This window comes from Snodgrassella sp. M0110 (assembly GCF_016101465.1).
In the GTDB taxonomy this organism is placed as follows: domain Bacteria; phylum Pseudomonadota; class Gammaproteobacteria; order Burkholderiales; family Neisseriaceae; genus Snodgrassella; species Snodgrassella alvi.
Window position 1 is genome coordinate 1 of record NZ_JACFQM010000023.1, and the last position, 1,399, is coordinate 1,399.

2 protein-coding genes are annotated in these 1,399 nt (G+C 31.6%); both read left to right on the top strand.

The annotated features are described in order from the left end of the window. Nucleotides 1–113: 113 nt before the first annotated feature. Nucleotides 114–596, top strand: a complete 483-nt coding sequence (locus H3T84_RS11930) for a hypothetical protein (protein ID WP_198219313.1) — start codon at nt 114–116, stop codon at nt 594–596. A 421-nt stretch (nt 597–1,017) separates the two neighbouring features. Continuing rightward, on the top strand, nt 1,018–1,399 hold a 382-nt coding region (locus tag H3T84_RS11935), incomplete at its 3' end, for a BRO family protein (protein ID WP_255518387.1).

Sequence of the window (1,399 nt, forward strand, 5' to 3'; positions counted from 1 at the left end):
TTATTATTTAAAGGAAATTAACTGAAATATTTAAAATGTTTTGGTATACTTAAAGAAATGTAAATGTAATATTATAAATATATAAATTTTCTTATTGTGGAAAGAAAATAACTATGAAAAAAATCCTTTTTTTATTATTGCTTCCAATTACCTGTTTCGCACAAAGTGAAATAAGTAATTTTTGGGAATATAGCAATGGCAATCGGAGAATTATAATTAGTGACATTATAAATGATGAAGTTGATTCATATATGATATTTAAAGATGTAATAGAGAGTTCAGATAGTTCTTGTTCTCGTTATGTTCCAATTTTATTTCTTAAGGCTGATGGTACTTTCTTTTCAAGGACCACTTCTGAATATGGTACTTACTTTTCAACGACCACTTCTGAATGTAGTAACGATTGTTTTTATTATTCGGACGGTACCTTTAAAAAAATTGATGAAACACATATACAATTACAAATTAAAAAATCTGGGCAATCGGGTTTGTGTCCGGGTGGAAAAAAAGTCAATAGCAAACGACGAGATTTGGGTATTTTTGAAATTAAAACTTATGAAGATAGATATGATTTAATAAAAATAAATAGTAAATAAAAAAATATTTACAAATAAAAAAAACAATAATTTAGTTACTATTGTTATGGATGATTCAGCTACTGCTCCAATAGATGATATCGATGACGATATCCCATTTTAAATAATACGGATAAGACATAGCCAGCTTTTAGCTGGCTTTTATTTTTAAAGGTTGAAAATGAAATTTAAACAAGTTAATATGATTGTGCAGCTTTCAATAGAGCTGTCAGGATTGGCGTCCTGAATACACAAGGAGCAAAAATACCGCTTCTATGCGGCTTTTTTTTGTGAGCTTTCTCGCACTGTTTCTATGGTGAGTTAAGCTAGGGCTCGAAAGAGCGCCGTTTACCTTGTATAGCGGTACGCCAACCTTGTTTAACTCACCCCCAATATTGGCGTGTTGGTGGTGATTAAATTAATTTAATACAAGGATTTAATCATGTCTAATCAACCAATTCAATTATCTAACTATTCATTTGAAAACCATCAAATAAGAACGACCATTAAAAATGATGAAATATGGTTTGTTGCTAAAGATGTTTGCGATGCGGTAAAAATTTCAAATGTAGCTGATGCTTTGATTAAGCTTGATAATGATGAAAAAGCGACTGTCGGTTTAACCGATAGTCGTAATGGCTCAGGTGCTCAACGTATTTCCATTATTTCAGAATCAGGCATGTACACCCTAATACTTAGATGTCGTGACGCTGTAAAAAAGGGTACGGCACCATATAAATTTAAAAAATGGGTAACTAGTGAAGTCCTGCCCTCTATCCGTAAAACAGGCAGCTACTCTCTAACATTAAATAAGCAGCAGCAAT